Source organism: Rhodococcus erythropolis NBRC 15567, from assembly GCF_001552595.1.
In the GTDB taxonomy this organism is placed as follows: domain Bacteria; phylum Actinomycetota; class Actinomycetes; order Mycobacteriales; family Mycobacteriaceae; genus Rhodococcus_F; species Rhodococcus_F erythropolis.
Map to the genome: position 1 here is coordinate 377,305 of NZ_BCRM01000005.1, position 13,065 is coordinate 390,369.

13 protein-coding genes and 1 riboswitch are annotated in these 13,065 nt (G+C 64.4%); of the genes, 10 read left to right on the forward strand and 3 right to left on the reverse strand.

Annotated features, from left to right (window positions below; translation table 11 throughout):
- Complete coding sequence (locus RE4_RS11085) at window positions 1-381, reverse strand: PPOX class F420-dependent oxidoreductase (RefSeq protein ID WP_029255376.1); 381 nt, start codon at window positions 379-381, stop codon at window positions 1-3.
- Between the two features lie 218 nt (window positions 382-599).
- Between RE4_RS11085 and RE4_RS11090 the strand changes: the two genes are divergently transcribed.
- Window positions 600-2,240, forward strand: coding sequence for a GMC oxidoreductase (locus RE4_RS11090; RefSeq protein ID WP_037134397.1), 1,641 nt, complete (start codon window positions 600-602; stop codon window positions 2,238-2,240).
- A gap of 39 nt (window positions 2,241-2,279) precedes the next feature.
- Here the strand turns inward: RE4_RS11090 and cobN are convergent, their stop codons facing one another.
- Complete coding sequence (cobN, locus tag RE4_RS11095; protein ID WP_060938577.1) at window positions 2,280-5,900, reverse strand: cobaltochelatase subunit CobN; 3,621 nt, start codon at window positions 5,898-5,900, stop codon at window positions 2,280-2,282.
- A 49-nt stretch (window positions 5,901-5,949) separates the two neighbouring features.
- Window positions 5,950-6,061: riboswitch (adenosylcobalamin (AdoCbl) riboswitch) on the reverse strand.
- Between the two features lie 62 nt (window positions 6,062-6,123).
- Between cobN and cobG the strand changes: the two genes are divergently transcribed.
- From cobG to RE4_RS11140, 9 genes are all read left to right on the forward strand, one after another.
- Entirely contained in the window at window positions 6,124-7,266 is a 1,143-nt protein-coding gene (cobG, locus tag RE4_RS11100) for a precorrin-3B synthase (RefSeq protein ID WP_021344300.1), read from the forward strand.
- A 19-nt stretch (window positions 7,267-7,285) separates the two neighbouring features.
- Window positions 7,286-7,912, forward strand: coding sequence for a precorrin-8X methylmutase (locus tag RE4_RS11105; protein WP_007729839.1), 627 nt, complete (start codon window positions 7,286-7,288; stop codon window positions 7,910-7,912).
- On the forward strand, window positions 7,909-9,396 hold the full coding sequence (gene cobJ, locus RE4_RS11110; protein ID WP_060938578.1) for a precorrin-3B C(17)-methyltransferase: 1,488 nt from the start codon (window positions 7,909-7,911) through the stop codon (window positions 9,394-9,396). The genes RE4_RS11105 and cobJ overlap by 4 nt, the downstream gene beginning before the upstream one ends.
- A gap of 26 nt (window positions 9,397-9,422) precedes the next feature.
- Window positions 9,423-9,782, forward strand: coding sequence for an HNH endonuclease (locus RE4_RS11115; RefSeq protein WP_078377497.1), 360 nt, complete (start codon window positions 9,423-9,425; stop codon window positions 9,780-9,782).
- On the forward strand, window positions 9,779-10,183 hold the full coding sequence (locus RE4_RS11120) for a nuclear transport factor 2 family protein (RefSeq protein ID WP_060938579.1): 405 nt from the start codon (window positions 9,779-9,781) through the stop codon (window positions 10,181-10,183). Before RE4_RS11115 ends, RE4_RS11120 begins: the two co-directional genes overlap by 4 nt.
- Window positions 10,184-10,288: 105 nt before the next feature.
- Complete coding sequence (locus tag RE4_RS11125; protein WP_051636474.1) at window positions 10,289-10,540, forward strand: hypothetical protein; 252 nt, start codon at window positions 10,289-10,291, stop codon at window positions 10,538-10,540.
- The gene (locus tag RE4_RS11130; protein ID WP_037119480.1) at window positions 10,537-10,869 is read left to right on the forward strand and encodes a type II toxin-antitoxin system HicB family antitoxin; all 333 of its coding nucleotides are present in this window, start codon (window positions 10,537-10,539) and stop codon (window positions 10,867-10,869) included. The genes RE4_RS11125 and RE4_RS11130 overlap by 4 nt, the downstream gene beginning before the upstream one ends.
- Window positions 10,870-10,967: 98 nt before the next feature.
- Window positions 10,968-11,207: a PLDc N-terminal domain-containing protein gene (locus RE4_RS11135; RefSeq protein WP_046378573.1), complete on the forward strand. Its 240-nt coding sequence runs from the start codon at window positions 10,968-10,970 to the stop codon at window positions 11,205-11,207.
- Window positions 11,208-11,284: 77 nt separating this feature from the next.
- Window positions 11,285-11,875: a dihydrofolate reductase family protein gene (locus RE4_RS11140; protein WP_046378574.1), complete on the forward strand. Its 591-nt coding sequence runs from the start codon at window positions 11,285-11,287 to the stop codon at window positions 11,873-11,875.
- A gap of 274 nt (window positions 11,876-12,149) precedes the next feature.
- Here RE4_RS11140 and RE4_RS11145 read toward each other — a convergent pair whose 3' ends face one another.
- Entirely contained in the window at window positions 12,150-12,932 is a 783-nt protein-coding gene (locus RE4_RS11145) for an alpha/beta hydrolase family protein (RefSeq protein WP_020969656.1), read from the reverse strand.
- Between the last annotated feature and the right edge of the window lie 133 nt (window positions 12,933-13,065).

The window sequence follows — 13,065 nt, forward strand, 5'->3', positions numbered from 1 at the left end:
TCAAGCTGCAGTGATGGCAAGTCCGATCGTTCCGGTCTTGCCGCGGCGCAGGAGACTGCCTTTCATGGTGATCCAGCCAAGGATTCCGTAGCGACGCGCGATCGCGTCGCGAGCATGATCGGTGCCCGGCGCGTCGAGGATCTCGGCGACGGCGGCAACCGGTTCACCCTTCGGATTTCCCCGCGCGTCACACGCGGCGACTGTGACCGAGGGGTTTCGCTTGATGCGCTTGACCTTGTAGGAATCGGTGACGGTCCACATCAGGAGCTTGTCGCCGTCCGGCGCGGCCCAGAGCGGCGTCGCCACCGGCGTTCCGTCCTTGCGGAAGGTCGTGAGTAGGACGTACTTGGCCTCGGAGACGCGCTTGAAGTCGGAGTTCACTCCTCGAGGATAGGGGCGGGAACCGCTCACTGGACACCGATGAGCCTCGGCGACTATCCGGCGACCTTCCGCAATCGGCTGAAGCATGCCACTTATGCACGTTTTATCCGGTTTCTGTGCGCATTCAACATGCCGTTTCGTCCCCAAACTCCATCTCGAGTTATTCTGAGGCAAATCGTCGAACTGGGGAGTCGAACAAACACATGCAGCGTCGTGACATGCAGCGTCGTGACTTTTTCAAAGCGGCCGGAGTGGGGGCAGCAGTTGCAGCCGCGACACCGCTCATGTCGACCTCGATCAGCCACGCCGCCCCCGCGCCTCTGCGTGCGCTACCGATGGGTGCCGATCACTACCGCGCACTCGTCCCCGAGTTGTTCGTACCCTCGCCCACTCCCCCGGAACATTCCGAAGCCATCGTCATCGGGTCAGGTTTCGGCGCCAGCGCGACCGCTCTCCGGTTGGCGCAGAGCGGCACCCAGGTCACCATCCTCGAACGCGGACTCCGATGGCCGCATGATCCGCAGCGGGAGATTCACACCTCCGACATGCTGGCCGACGGCCGCGGAGTTTTCCGGCGCACATCGTTCACCAACCTCACCGGACTCCCGGTGGTGTGCGACTACTTCAGCGGCGTCCTCGATGCCACCGACTACGAACACATCTCGGTCTGGCGCGGCGCTGCAGTCGGCGGTGGTTCCATCATCTTCACCGGCGTGATGATCGCGCCCGAGCGCCGATTCTTCGACGCAGTCTTCGGCAACTCCCTCGACTACGACGAGATGGCGTCCACCTGGTACCCCAAGGTGCGCCAGATGCTGCGTCTGAGCCCGTTGCCCGAAGATATTTACCAAACCCCGAATTTCGGCCACTCGCGTCGTTGGGATCAGGACGCTCGTCGTGCCGGATTCGATCCGCAGCGGATCGACGGGATCTGGAACTGGGACGTGGTGCGCTCAGAACTCGACGGCCGAACCCGAGCCTCGGCCACTGTCGGTGACAGCAACATGGGTAACTCCAACGGCGCGAAGTTCGACCTCACGCAGAACTACATTCCCGCCGCCGAAGCCACCGGACGAGCCACCGTCTGTTACGGACATCAGGTGCTCGCGATCAGTCGCGAACGTGATGGACGCTACGTCGTCGACGTCGAATCGACGGATCCGACGGGTGGCGTTCTGGCCCGGAAGACTCTTACCTGTGACCGTCTGTTCCTCGGCGCCGGTTCGATCGGCACGTCCGAACTGTTGGTACGTGCCCAGGCGACGGGCGCGCTGCCGAACCTCAACGAACACGTCGGTAAGGGCTGGGGAACGAACGGCGACGCCGGGATGGTGCGCTCGTTCGGCTTCAGTGACGGCACCGAGCAAGCCGCACCGTCGGCATCACGGATCGTCGACGAGTCGGGAATGCCCCTCTCCCTGGAAAACTGGTACGTCCCCGGGCTACCCGTCAACATCGGCATGCTCGGAACCTTGGGTATGACCCTCGATTCGCAGCGCGCCGACTTCGCCTACGACGGCGGCTCCGATCGGGTGGTGCTGAACTGGCCGAAGAACGGCAACGACGCCACCGTCGAGGCCCTGCGCGCCGTCCAGAACAAGATGGCCTTTGCCGGCACCACGCTGCCGTCCGCCTTGCCGTTCGCGAAGGACGTCAATTCCTCGTTCACCGCGCATCCCCTCGGCGGTGCGGTTCTGGGCAAGGCCACTGACGGCTACGGGCGAGTCAAGGGCTACGACGGCCTGTACGTGATGGACGGCGCTGCCATTCCGGGCAGCACCGGCACCGTCAATCCGTCACTGACCATCACTGCTCTGGCGGAGCGGAACATCGCTCAGATCATCAAGTCCGGACGCTGAAACACCTCAGCGCCCGGACCTGCCGGTGATTCTCGAGGTTTACTCCCCCTCGAGTTCGCCTTCGGTTTCGAGGTACACCTGACGCAAGCCGTCGAGTGTCTTCTGCTCGGGGTGCTCCCACATGTTGCGCTCGGCGGCTTCGAGGAGCCGCTCGGCGATTCCGTGTAGTGCCCACGGATTGGATTGCGTCATGAACTTCTGGTTCTGCTCATCCAGAACGTAGGTCTCGGCGAGCTTTTCGTACATCCAGTCCGCGACCACGTTGGTGGTGGCGTCGTACCCGAAGAGGTAGTCGACCGTGGCTGCCATCTCGAAGGCACCCTTGTACCCGTGACGGCGCATCGCGTCGAGCCAGCGGGGATTGACCACGCGCGCCCGGAAGACACGTGCGGTCTCTTCCGAAAGTGTGCGTGTGCGAACCGATTCCGGCCTAGTGCTGTCGCCGATATATGCCTCGGGCGACTTTCCGGTCAGCGCGCGCACGGTGGCAACCATGCCGCCGTGGTACTGGAAGTAGTCGTCCGAATCGGCGATGTCGTGCTCACGTGTGTCGGTGTTCTTGGCTGCCACGTTGATTCGACGGTATGCACTGCGCATGTCGTCGGCTGCCGGGATTCCGTCGAGCCCACGGCCGTACGCGAAGCCGCCCCAGTTGGTGTACACCTCGGCGAGGTCGTCGTCACCGCGCCAGGTCTTGGAGTCGATGAGTTGCAGCAGTCCGGCGCCGTAGGTTCCGGGCTTCGAACCGAAGATACGGGTGGTCGCACGCCTGGCGTCGCCGTGCTCGGCAAGGTCGGCCTGTGCGTGGGCGCGCACATAGTTCTGCTCGTCCGTCTCGTCCAGTGCCGCGACCAGCTGAACGGCGTCGTCGAGCAGTGCGAGCACGTGTGGGAACGCATCACGGAAGAATCCGGAGATGCGGACGGTGACGTCGATGCGCGGGCGGCCGAGTTCTTCGAGATCGATCACTTCGAGGTTGACGACGCGTCGGCTTGCTTCGTCCCAGACGGGGCGAACACCGAGGAGCGCGAACACTTCGGCGATGTCGTCGCCGGAGGTACGCATGGCGGCGGTTCCCCACACCGACAGACCCACCGAGCGCGGGTATTCGCCGTGATCGGCGAGATAGCGAGCGGCGAGCGACTCGGCCATCGCCTGACCGGTCTCCCACGCCAGGCGTGAAGGAACTGCCTTGGGGTCGACGGAGTAGAAGTTACGACCAGTGGGAAGAACGTTGATCAGGCCGCGCAGCGGTGACCCGCTCGGGCCCGCGGCGATGAATCCGCCGTCGAGCGCGTGCAGGACCTGCTTGATCTCGTTGTCGGTCTGCCGCAGACGCGGAACCACTTCGGTGGCCGCGAACTGCAGGATCTTCACGACGGTCTCGTCGTCGCTGAGTTGTTCTGCCGCAGCGGGGTTCCAATCGGCGTCGTACATGCCGCGAACCAGTGCGTGCGCCTTTTCCTCGACGTCGTCGACACGGCTGCGCGACTCGTCGCCGTCTTCGCTGAGCCCGAGTGCTTCACGCAAACCGGGGACGCTCTGTTCGCCGCCCCACATCTGACGGGCTCGCAGCATGGCGAGGACCAGTTCGATTTCGGCGTCGCCCTGGGGGGCACGGCCGAGAATGTGCAGACCGTCGCGGATCTGGACGTCCTTGATCTCGCACAGCCAACCGTCGACGTGCAGGAGCATGTCGTCGAACACGTCTTCTTCAGGCCGCTCGGCGAGGCCGAGGTCGTGGTCCATCTTGGCGGCACGCATCAGTGTCCAGATCTGCTGGCGAATAGCCGGGAGCTTGGACGGATCGAGTGCGGAAATGTTGGAGTGCTCGTCGAGCAGTTGCTCGAGGCGGGAGATGTCGCCGTAGCTTTCGGCACGGGCCATCGGCGGGATCAGGTGATCGACGAGCGTCGCGTGAGCACGACGCTTGGCCTGTGTTCCCTCGCCCGGATCGTTGACCAGGAACGGGTAGATCAGCGGCAGGTCGCCGAGCGCTGCGTCGGTGCCGCAGTTGCTGGACATGCCGAGTGTCTTGCCCGGCAACCATTCGAGGTTGCCGTGCTTGCCGAGGTGCACAACGGCGTCGGCGCCGAATCCGCCGTTGTCCGGGGTGGCAGCGATCCAGCGGTAGGCCGCGAGGTAGTGGTGGCTCGGCGGCAGATCCGGGTCGTGGTAGATCGCGACAGGCTTTTCACCGAATCCCCGTGGCGGTTGGACCATGAGGACGATGTTGTTGAATCGCAGTGCCGCGATGACGATTTCGCCGTCCGGATCCTGCGAGCGATCGACGTACAGCTCGCCGGGCGCTGTGCCCCAGTGTTCTTCGACTCCGCTGCGCAGTTCCTCGGGCAGGGTGGCGAACCAGTCGCGGTACTTCGCTGCCGAGATGCGGATCGGATTGCCCTCGAGCTGCTCGGCAGTGAGCCAGTCGGGATCCTGTCCGCCGGCCGCGATCAGGGCGTGGATCAGCGCATCGCCGTCCTTGGCTGCCAGGCCGGGAACTGCGTCAGGGCCGTCGACCGGACCGAGGTCGTAACCGGCAGAACGCATTTCGGTGAGCAGATCGATTGCGCTCGCCGGAGTGTCGAGGCCGACGGCGTTGCCGATACGGGCGTGCTTGGTCGGGTACGCCGAGAGCATCAGAGCAACGCGACGCTGGGTGGTCGGAATGTGACGAAGCTTGCCGTGACGGACTGCGATGCCGGCGACACGGGCAGCGCGCTCGACATCGGGGACGTACGTGGACAGCCCGTCGGAGTCGATTTCCTTGAAGGAGAACGGGACGGTGATGATGCGACCGTCGAACTCCGGCACCGCCACCTGCGTCGCGACGTCGAGAGGCGACAGTCCGTCGTCGTTCTCGTCCCAGGTGGCGCGGCTACTGGTCAGGCACAGCCCCTGCAGGATCGGGACGTCGAGTGCAGCGAGTGCGGCGACGTCCCAGGCTTCGTCGTCCCCACCAGCGGACGCGGTGGCGGGCTTGGTGCCGCCGGCAGCAAGAACTGTCACGACCATAGCGTCGGCGCGGCGGAGCGTGCTCAAAAGTTCGGCTTCTGCGGTTCGCAGAGATGCGCAGTAGATCGGGAGCGCGGTGCCACCGGCCTCGGCGACCGCGTCGCACAACGCCTGGATATACCGGGTGTTTCCGGCCAAATGCTGGGCGCGGTAGTACAGAACTGCGATGACCGGACCGCTCGCCGAGTCGAGATCGGGCGCGAAATCAGCGATGCCCCAGGAAGGCAGGTGAGCCGGCGGCTCGAAACCGTGGCCGGTGAGCAGGACGGTGTCGGAGAGGAAGTGGTGCAACTGTGCCAGATTCTGTGCGCCACCCTCGGCCAGGTAGTTGTGCGCCTCGGCAGCAACACCGGCGGAGACCGTCGAGCACTCCATGAGGTCGGCATCCGGCGCGTGCTCGCCGCCGAGAACGACTACGGGCAGTCCGGAGGCGAGGACCATCTCCAAGCCGTCTTCCCAACTGCGACGGCTGCCGAGAATACGAACGATCACGAGGTCGACGCCGTCGAGCAAGGGCGGCATGTCCTCCGAGACTAGCAAGCGTGAGGGGTTGGCCCAGCGATAGGAGACGCCGTCGCCGGCTTCCTGGCTGGCGCGGGCGCTCAGCAGATCGGTGTCGGACGTGGAGAGCAGAAGAATCACGGGTGAAGCCTTCCTGGGGTTTCGCGCCCCGTGGCACAGATCTGTCATCGACGGCGGTTGAGGGTCTGACTTGTGTTTCCGAGCGGAAACACGTCCCGCTCGAGCAACACTCACAGTGGCGCGACCGCACCGGACTTTCACCGGTTTCCTCAACTGCCGTCACTGGTGGTGGTGATGCTACCGGTCCGCAGAAGGCACTCATGACAGGTCGTACCCTGGAGCCATGCCCACGGACCGTTCACAGCCAGACGCGTGCCCGGGTGCACTGCAAGTTCACCACGCCGCCGACGGCGCGCTGGCACGCGTGCGCCTACCCGGCGGACTCCTCACCCCGGTCCAATTGCAGACGCTCGCCGACGCAGCGCGCGATCTCGGCAACGGGCAGATGGAACTCACCTCGAGGGGCAACGTCCAACTGCGCTCGGTCTCGGACCCCGAAGCCTTCGCGGCGCGAATCGCTTCGGCCGGCCTGCTGCCGTCCGCGACGCACGAGCGAGTGCGCAACATCCTCGCGTCCCCACTGTCCGGCCGTATCGGGGGCGTAGCCGACATTCGTGAACTGGTCCACCGTCTCGATTCGGCGATCCAAGCGGATCAAGCATTGGCGGATCTGCCAGGGCGAACCCTGTTCACCCTCGACGACGGGCGCGGAGACATCACCGGGCTACGGGGCGATTTCGGACTCCATGCGCGCAGCGCCACCGAGCATTCACTGGTGCTCGCCGGTCACCACACCACTCATCTCGTCCAGGCGGACGACGCCGTCGAATTGCTCCTCGAGGCGGCTCGATCATTCCTCGACGTCCGCGACAAGCACTGGCGCCTGGCCGAGGTTCCGGACGGAATCGAACGCACCCTCGAGCAGCTGGGTCTGAGCGCCGAGTCCACCGGTGCTGCGGACCTCACGCCGGATGCACGGCCCACCATCGGCTGGCTCGAGCAGCGCGACGGGACCGTAGCCCTGGGCGGAGGCTTGCGATTCGGGCTGCTCGACGCTCGGCTGGCCGAGTTCCTGGCCGCCGTCGACAAGCCCGTTGTCGTGACGCCGTGGCGATCGGTGCACATCTTCGACCTCGACGAATGGGCTGCCGAGCAGGTAGTCCGGGTGTTGGCGCCGATGGGGTTGATCTTCGACGAGAACTCACCGTGGCTCGACGTCACCGCCTGCACCGGAAGCCCGGGATGCGAGAAGTCGCTCGCCGATGTGCGCACCGACGCCATCACCGCCGTCGAGCAGGCAGAACTGCCCGTCGTCGGGCGCCAGCACTGGGCCGGGTGCGACCGCAGCTGCGGACGTCCCCGCGGGGACGTAGCGGATGTGATTGCGACGGGTGACGGTTACCGGGTGAATCCGGCCGATCGGTGATGCCTCTATCGTGTGGCACATGATCGAGTACATCCGTGACGGCGCGGAAATCTATCGCCAGTCCTTTGCCACCATTCGGGCCGAAGCCGACCTGAGCCGTTTCCCGGCGGATGTCTCGCAAGCTGTAGTGCGCATGATTCATGCAAGTGGCCAGGTCGATCTCGTCGACGACGTCGCCTTCACACCCGGTGTCGTCTCGGCTGCGCGCGCAGCTCTGCGCGACGGCGCGCCGATCTTCTGCGACGCCCAGATGGTGGCTGCCGGCATCACGCGCAAGCGTCTGCCCGCCGGTAACGACGTCATCTGCACCCTCGGCGATCCGCGGGTTCCCGTGCTGGCGTCGACCATCGACAACACTCGCTCGGCGGCTGCTCTCGAACTGTGGGGAGCCAAGCTCGAGGGCGCTGTTGTCGCGATCGGAAACGCACCCACCGCACTGTTCCATCTCCTGAACCTCATCGAAGCCGGCGCACCCCGTCCGGCCGCCATCGTCGGAGGTCCGGTCGGCTTCATCGGCGCTGCCGAGTCGAAGGAAGCCCTCATCGAACACGCCAGCGGGATCGATCATCTCGTTCTCCGCGGCCGACGCGGCGGTAGCGCGATCACCGCGGCCGTCGTCAATGCGATTGCGAGCGAGGTCGAATGAGTGCAGGCAAGCTCTGGGGTGTCGGTATCGGCCCCGGCGATCCCGAATTGGTGACCGTCAAGGCCGCCCGCGTCATCGGCGAGGCAGACGTGATTGCCTTCCATTCCGCGCGGCACGGCAAGAGCATCTCCCGCGGAGTTGCAGCGCCGTACATGCGCGAAGGACAGATCGAAGAACACCTCGTCTACCCCGTGACCACCGAGACCGTTGATCATCCCGGCGGATACCAGGGCGCGATGGACGAGTTCTACGAAGCGGCTGCCGAACGGCTGGCAGTTCACCTCGCGGCCGGTCGAACCGTCGCCCTGCTCGCTGCCGGCGATCCGCTCTTCTACAGCTCCTACATGCACATGCACAAGAGGCTGGCCGATCGCTTCGACGCCGAAGTGATTCCCGGCGTCACCTCCGTCAGCGCGGCATCTGCTGCACTCGGAAAGCCGCTGGTCGAGGGTGAAGAGATCCTGACGATCCTGCCCGGAACATTGCCGCAGGCTGAGCTGACCAGGCGGCTCAAGGAAACCGACGCCGCAGCCATCCTCAAGCTCGGACGTACGTTCCCGCCGGTCCTGCAATCGCTCGAGGATTCCGGCCGCTTGGATGAAGCGCACTACGTCGAGCGCGCGAGCACCACACGTCAACGCGTCGAATCCGCTGCCGAGGTCGACCCGGACGGAGTTCCGTACTTCTCGATCGCCATCGTTCCGAGCCCGTCGAACAACCCTCGACCAGCAACCGAATCCCGCGGCGAGGTGGTCGTGGTCGGACTCGGACCGGGCGACACCGCCTGGACCACACCCGAAGTGGCGCATGAGCTTTCGTTGGCCACCGACCTCGTCGGCTACGGCCCTTATGTCGATCGCGTGCCGACGCGTCCGGGCCAGCGGCGCCATTCCAGCGACAACCGCGTCGAAGCCGAACGCGCCGCGATGGCGTTGGACCTGGCGAAGAACGGCGCCCGTGTAGCTGTCGTCTCGTCGGGAGATCCCGGCGTATTCGCCATGGCTGCAGCAGTTCTCGAAGTTGCCGCCGAAGACCAGTGGCGCGGTGTCCCGGTCCGCATCCTTCCCGGTATGACGGCGGCAAACGCTGTCGCCAGTCGCGTCGGCGCTCCCCTCGGGCACGACTATGCGGTGCTCTCCCTCTCCGATCGCCTCAAGCCGTGGGATGTCGTCGCTCGCCGTATCTCGGCAGTTGCAGCCGCAGACATGGCATTTGCGGTCTACAACCCGGCGTCGAAGTCCCGGACGTGGCAGGTCCAAGCCATGAAGGACCTCGTGCTCGAACACCGCTCCCCCGAGACTCCTGTTGTCATCGGGCGCGATGTTGCCGGCGCCGAGGAATCAGTTCGCGTCGTAACCCTCGGCGAGCTCGAGCCTTCCGAAATCGACATGCGGACTCTGCTGATCGTTGGATCGTCGATGACCACGGTCGTCGAAACCGGTTCGGGCCGTCAAGTGTTCACCCCGCGGCGCTACCCGGAGTAACCACCACTCGGCGATAGCATGGCGTCATGCCCGTCAACCGGACCCGGAAAGCCAGATACGCGCGCAAACGCAAACGCCGAATGGATCTGGTGGAGCACGACCTGTCCGTCGAGCAGTGGTCCGCGCTCAAAGCGGCCTGGGGTGGCTGCGCGTACTGCGGCGAGCCGGACGAGTCGCCGCAGCGTGACTGTGTGCTGGCGATCTCCCGCGGTGGGCGCTACACGCTCGACAACATCGCACCGGCGTGCCGCTCGTGCAATGCAAGCAAATGCAACAGCGAGGTCACTCTCTGGTTGCGACGCAAGGGGTATGACGAGAAGGCCTTCCTCCTGCGTCACGCGGAGATAGGTATCGAGATGAGGGCGCAGTTCTCGGAGCAGTCGTGACGACCCCGCACGAGTTTCGCCCGATCCTCGACGAGTTGATGGAGTTCGAACCTCTGTTTCACCGAACTCGAGTAGCGATGTCACGAGACGAGTTCGATGCGGTCGTCGACCCGGAGTTCCGGGAGATCGGAGCCTCCGGCGCTCGATACACCCGCGACTACGCGCAGTCGGTAGTCGCGAGCCGGCGACTCCGCGGCGAGGTGAACGACGCCGCCGAACTCGGGTGGAGGGTTGACCGGCCAGCACTGAGCAGGATCGCGCCTGACACGTATCTGGTGACGTACCGGCTGGCGCAGGCGCATCGTGTCACCGAGCGATCATCCATCTGGCGGTTCGCCGAGAATCGATGGAGCGTGTTGTTTCATCAAGGCACAGTCGTAGAAAGTGGTCTGGAAGCGTGAACAGCTCCCGACTCCGCCTCGGGAGAGAGAATTGCACGGTGTGGGCACTTACACCTTGCGCACTCCGCTGACCCACGGTGATACTAGATGCAGTATCAATATTGCATGGGGAAGAGAGACAAGCTGCTCGCGCAAATGCGGACCGCGCCGCAGAACGTCACCTACGACGAACTGTTCGCACTCTGCATCGATGTCTTCGGTCAGGCCAGGCAGAACGCCGGGTCTCACGCCAAGTTCCAGACGCCGTGGCCGGGACCACGCATCAACATTCAAAAGGGTTCGGGCGGTAAGGCCAAGCAGTACCAGGTAGGGCAAGTTCTGGCAGCAATCGAACGCATGGAAGGAGACTCGCCGTGATCCCCGCAGTGGAGCACTACACATACCGAGTCGAGTGGTACGAACCCGACGGAGAGTTCCTGGGAACCTGCACGGAGTTCCCTGGCCTGTCGTGGCTCGCGGATACTCAAGCAGCCGCCCTCGACGGCATCCGTACAGCGGTGGCCGAGACGCTCGCGGACATGGCAGAGACAGGTGAGCGGATCCCCGAACCGCTGAGCGAGCGCGGATATTCGGGCAAGTTCCAGGTCCGGATCACCCCGACTTTGCACCGCAAGCTGGCACGAGCAGCCGCCGAGGAAGGGGTTTCCCTCAACGCGTTGGTCTCCGAACGTCTCGCGTCCGCGTAATCAACGGGGCACCGAGGGAACGTCGATCTCGCAGTAAGCCCGAGCGCTGGAGCGTGTTGTTCCAATCAAGTCACAGCGGTTGAAAGGGATTTGTAAGCGTGAACGAATCGATCCACAACCCCACCATTCCGCTTTGGGTGGACATCACCTTCACCGTCTTCGTTCTTGCCTGGATCTTCATCACGATTAGCGTGCTCGTGGCGATCGTGCGCACCGACTTCGACCGCTCGGGCGGCAAATTCTGGTGGTCGGCACTGGTGATCGCGGTGCCTGTACTCGGTGCGCTCGTCTGGTTACTGTTCGGTCGACCCCCGCGTGACTCCAGGTCCCGAACCTGATCTACACCGACGGCCCGGCAGTAGTCTGAGTACGGTCCGGTGCTGTCACTCTGCGCGTATCAGGGGAGAACAACGAGATGAGACCACTTCGATACTCGATCAACGTCACCCTCGACGGCTGCTGCCATCACGAGGCGGGGCTTCCACCCGACGAGGAGTCGATGCGCTACTGGACCGCTCAGATGGAACGAGCCGATGCTTTGCTGTTCGGCCGGGTGACCTACGAGATGATGGAGTCGGCGTGGCGGCGGCCCGCAACGGGGGCGTGGCCTGACTGGATGGACGAGTGGGAGATCCCGTTCGCCGAGGCAATGGACCGGGCTAAGAAGTACGTCGTGTCGAGCACGCTGAGCGGGGTCGATTGGAATGCCGAACTCGTGCAAGGCGACTTGGGGTCAGCGATTCAACGGCTCAAGGAGCAGCCCGGCGAAGGTCTGTGGGTTGGCGGCGTGACACTCCCCCTGGCATTGGCAGACCTGGGACTGATCGACGAGTACGAGTTCGTTGTGCAACCGGTCCTTGCCGGACACGGACCGACGTTGCTCGCCGGTCTGCACGAGCGCATCCAGCTTGAGCTCGTCGACCGCCACGAGTTCCAGTCGGGTGCAGTCGCCGTGCGATATCGGCCCACTCAAATACCGCCCCCGGGTCAGGTATCGGACGGGTAGTCGACGCATGGCTGGACATGCGCGGTTGAAACACATGTCGTCGCCTCAGTTCGGACGCGAGAAGAGTTTCCAGTCTTGTTCGGTGTTCGGTGTTCGGTATTGACCGGATACTCGGCACTGCACCTCGAGCTGTAAGCATTCCCGGTCGAGGGCCATGCTAGCGCGCACCCTCGCGCGCCTCAGCAAAAATGGCCTAGCTGGACGGCTACTAGCGAGCGAAGGATCGAAATCGCATCGGCGTCCGACGCAGGCCGGACGCCGATACGTGTTCACGTCAGCTCACAGGAGCGCCACCGCTCCCGCCGAGGTGGCGGGCGAAGAACCGAGCCGAACTGTCGCGCTCGTAGTCGGGCACCGGATAGTGCCTGCCCGAGTAGGCGTGCAGCGTCTTCTCCTTCGAGCCGAAGGCATCGAACAACGCTATCCCTGACGTGCGGTCGTAATCCTTGTCATCCCAAGGGATCCGGTACTCGACCGGGACCGTGAGCTTTCGCGCTGCCTCGAGGAGGGAGCTGTCCACAAAAACTCCCCCGAAGCTCACGGCAGCGATCCTGGATTCGACCGGGGCCAACATGAGCCCGGTCACGACCCCTAGCGACACGCCGCCGAAGCCGATCGGAGCGTCGGCGTTGACGTCGGGCAGCGTTTGCAGAGCGTCGATGGTCGCCTGCCATTCCGGCACTGCACGCTCCGCCAACGATCGGTTGTACTCGACGACGATCGGGGCGATCGGCTCGTGGGCCGCCCTAGCCTGGTGGATCGCCTCGACCCACTGTTCGTCCTGTGTGTTTCGCGGCCGGTCGCCATGTCCGGGCGCGTCGATCGCGGCGACTGTGAACCCGTGAGAGCTCACACTGTGGAGTGCGCTGGCAACCAGTCCTGGTGCCTTCTTGTGCATGCCGCCGGAGTGCCCGGACAGCAGAAGGGGTGATTCGACAGATCCGGACGCGGGTGACCAGAGCACACCGGTGATGTCGTCCAGAGTGAAATGGCGTTCGACGACCCCGTTCAACGTCGTCTCGGAAGTGAATTCGATGGTCTGAGAATTGGATTGCATGGTGTTACCTTTCGGGATTGCCTACTCGAGGCGCTCCCGGCGACACCTACGTCAATCGCCGATCCGTGAACACGAGTGGGAGCACCCACATGGTTACAGCGTTCATGGGTCTCACCTCCTGGCGTGTTGTCAC

What these genes read in the sequence shown, in the direction of transcription:
- RE4_RS11140 (WP_046378574.1), top strand. Translation starts at nt 11,285, where the DNA reads ATGAGACCACTTCGATACTCGATCAACGTCACCCTCGACGGCTGCTGC.
- cobG (WP_021344300.1), top strand. Translation starts at nt 6,124, where the DNA reads ATGCCCACGGACCGTTCACAGCCAGACGCGTGCCCGGGTGCACTGCAA.
- RE4_RS11090 (WP_037134397.1), top strand. Translation starts at nt 600, where the DNA reads ATGCAGCGTCGTGACTTTTTCAAAGCGGCCGGAGTGGGGGCAGCAGTT.
- cobJ (WP_060938578.1), top strand. Translation starts at nt 7,909, where the DNA reads ATGAGTGCAGGCAAGCTCTGGGGTGTCGGTATCGGCCCCGGCGATCCC.
- RE4_RS11105 (WP_007729839.1), top strand. Translation starts at nt 7,286, where the DNA reads ATGATCGAGTACATCCGTGACGGCGCGGAAATCTATCGCCAGTCCTTT.
- RE4_RS11125 (WP_051636474.1), top strand. Translation starts at nt 10,289, where the DNA reads ATGGGGAAGAGAGACAAGCTGCTCGCGCAAATGCGGACCGCGCCGCAG.
- RE4_RS11115 (WP_078377497.1), top strand. Translation starts at nt 9,423, where the DNA reads ATGCCCGTCAACCGGACCCGGAAAGCCAGATACGCGCGCAAACGCAAA.
- RE4_RS11145 (WP_020969656.1), bottom strand. Translation starts at nt 12,932, where the DNA reads ATGCAATCCAATTCTCAGACCATCGAATTCACTTCCGAGACGACGTTG.